At 42.4% G+C, this 2,512-nt stretch carries 3 protein-coding genes and 1 pseudogene; 1 reads left to right on the forward strand and 3 read right to left on the reverse strand.

Annotated elements, in window-relative coordinates:
- Together STRDD10_RS02710 and deoD are read right to left on the reverse strand one after the other, a co-directional pair.
- Positions 1-536, reverse strand: a 536-nt coding sequence (locus STRDD10_RS02710) for a hypothetical protein (RefSeq protein WP_067192894.1), incomplete at its 3' end; no start/stop codon positions are given.
- Positions 529-1,242, reverse strand: a complete 714-nt coding sequence (deoD, locus tag STRDD10_RS02715; protein WP_067192896.1) for a purine-nucleoside phosphorylase — start codon at positions 1,240-1,242, stop codon at positions 529-531. The genes deoD and STRDD10_RS02710, both read right to left, overlap by 8 nt.
- A 713-nt stretch (positions 1,243-1,955) precedes the next feature.
- Between deoD and STRDD10_RS02720 the strand changes: the two genes are divergently transcribed.
- Positions 1,956-2,192, forward strand: a complete 237-nt coding sequence (locus tag STRDD10_RS02720) for an oleate hydratase (protein ID WP_067192897.1) — start codon at positions 1,956-1,958, stop codon at positions 2,190-2,192.
- A gap of 129 nt (positions 2,193-2,321) precedes the next feature.
- Here STRDD10_RS02720 and STRDD10_RS11440 read toward each other — a convergent pair.
- Positions 2,322-2,512 (reverse strand): annotated as a pseudogene (locus STRDD10_RS11440) (hypothetical protein); the annotation flags it as partial.

A 2,512-nucleotide genomic window follows, 5' to 3' on the forward strand; every position in this document is an offset into this window, starting at 1 on the left:
ATTTTCTCACTATAATCCAAGATAGAGACAAAATCGACCAAACTATCTGAATTGACCAGGGGTTGGTTTTTATTGACCTGATAAAAGGCTTGAATGACTGGATCTGGACTGTGCTCCAGTTCTTCAACCAACCACTTATCAAAGCTGGTTCCTTTGCCTTTTTTGACCATATCATAGAGATTAGGCACCTTTTGCAAGACTAGACGTTCTAATATCCGGTAAAAGAGAGGGCTCACAGCTCGACAAAAGTCAATAATGTCGCCAGTCTTGGACTTGGCTTCTAGCTCCACCAGATAATTGGCTAACAGTTCTTTTTCTTGGCAATCATTTTGATGCAGAGGAAAGGCATAGGTTCGACAAAAATGATTGACCATGGATTGATTAAATGATGAGTCTAACTTCAAATCGCGACGATCTCTCAAAACTTGCAAGAGATAAGCAGCATCCTCTGAAAGTGAATCCTCCCGCTTTAACAAATCATAAGCCTGTCGGTACATGTAATTATCCAGTAAATAACTGACTGCTAGATTAGTCATGAGCTATCAAGGTTTCTAGTCCCACCTTCATCATATCGGTGAAGGTGTTTTGCCGTTCTTCCGCCGTTGTATCCTCATCTGGATTGACCAAGCTATCCGAAATGGTCATGATGGCCAGAGCCTCTACGTGGTGTTGGGCAGCCAAATAGTAAAGGGCTGCTGCTTCCATTTCGACCGCCTTGACGCCCCATTTTCCAAGCTCGATATTCTTTTCTCCGTAGTTAGAATAAAAGACATCTGATGACAAGACATTTCCGACATGAGTCGTCATACCCAAGTCTTTGGCAATATGGTAGGCCTTGTCTAACAAATCAAAGCTTGCGATTTGTGGGAAATCAAACTGTGGCCAGTCGTTGCGGATAATGTTGGAGTTGGTCGCCGCTGCTTGGGCTAAAACCAATTCCCGCACATGAACATCCTTATTTAAAGATCCTGCAGTCCCTACACGGATGAGTTTTTTAACACCATAATCGACAATCAACTCACGCGCATAGATGGAAATCGAAGGCATCCCCATCCCAGTCCCCATGACCGAAACACGCTCCCCTTTATAGGTTCCCGTGTACCCAAACATATTGCGGACTTCATTGAAACAAACAGCATCTTCAAGAAAATTCTCAGCGATAAATTTAGCCCGAAGAGGATCTCCTGGAAGAAGAATTTTATCAGCAATTTCACCTTGCTTAGCAGAAATATGGATAGACATAATATAAGATACCAAACCCGTCAAAAAGCGAAGGGAAAATAGGAGTTGGGTGCAGTGAGCGATGCTCGCTAGACCAACTATCTTTTTCCCACTGCTTTTAGGGTGGGTTCAATTCCTTTCTTTCTTAATTTAGATGATAATTAGGAGAATAGCACGGATTCAATTCAAAACCAAACTACCCTACCTTTCAATGTTTTTAGAAAAGTTTTCCGCTCGTGTTCAAATCTGAACACAGGCTCTTTCCTTTCTATAATTTTTTTTAGTGATAAGCGTTAAAGAGGCCCAGTAAAAATAGGAAATCCGACAAAGATGCATCGCATCTAGGAGGGGTTATCTTTTTTACACAGCCTCTAGCCCGGGTTCAATTTCAGACCCGAACTCCCTTATCTTTCATTTTTTGTTTAGAAAAGTTTTCCGCTCGTGTTCAAATGTGAACACAGGGTCAACTTTTCTATCGTTTGAGGTGTTGAGGAATCTACAGCAGTTAAAAGGATAACATAGCTGTAAAAAGCCAGCGGAACAAGAAAGAGCCAAGCAAACCATTCAGCGGTTTCCCAAGTCCAGTAGGCAAGCAATTTGCTGCGCAATTTCTTCTAATACTCAATGAAAATAATCAGCAAACTAGGAAGCGACCCGCAGGCTGTACTTGAGTACGGCAAGGTGAAGCTGACGTGGTTTGAGGAGATTTTCAAAGAGTATAAATTACACGATAATTGCCCTACATTAGATCACAATTTATGCCGAGAAAGCTAACTGACCGTCCACAGATTATTCCAAAGAGCAGTCCCAATCTCGACTTCATCGGTCTGTTTGTAGAACTCGAAGGAGAGGTTGTATTGACAGTAGAGACATCTGATCAGCCCATCCTGCCACTTTTTCAAGGCCAGTTTGATATCCGGATGATGACTGTCACTCGAAAAAGAAGAATGAAGAGCTACGGATCTCTTTAGTGGCAATCCACTGGAACTGCCCACGCTCTTAAACACCGTCAACCACTTCTTTAAACATATCCCTGATGTGTCGAACTATTCTCAAGAAACATGAGAAAATCAATAAACACTGCTTCTCATTCCCTTCTTCTATTTTGGAGAAGGAGTTTTTATTGTTTTTTGTCTGATCTTATCAAGAATCCTCGAAAGCCACTGAGCTGAAAGGCTAGCGAGTAACAGGGGGAGACTTAGAAGGAGCGGCTGTCCCGTAAATCCAAGAACCAAGGTTGCCCCTGTCAAAGGAGCTTTTAGCGTGGTCCCTAAAAAGACACTAGCTCCCA

This window comes from Streptococcus sp. DD10 (genome assembly GCF_001578805.1).
GTDB lineage: Bacteria > Bacillota > Bacilli > Lactobacillales > Streptococcaceae > Streptococcus.

What these genes read in the sequence shown, in the direction of transcription:
- deoD (WP_067192896.1), bottom strand. Translation starts at nt 1,242, where the DNA reads ATGTCTATCCATATTTCTGCTAAGCAAGGTGAAATTGCTGATAAAATT.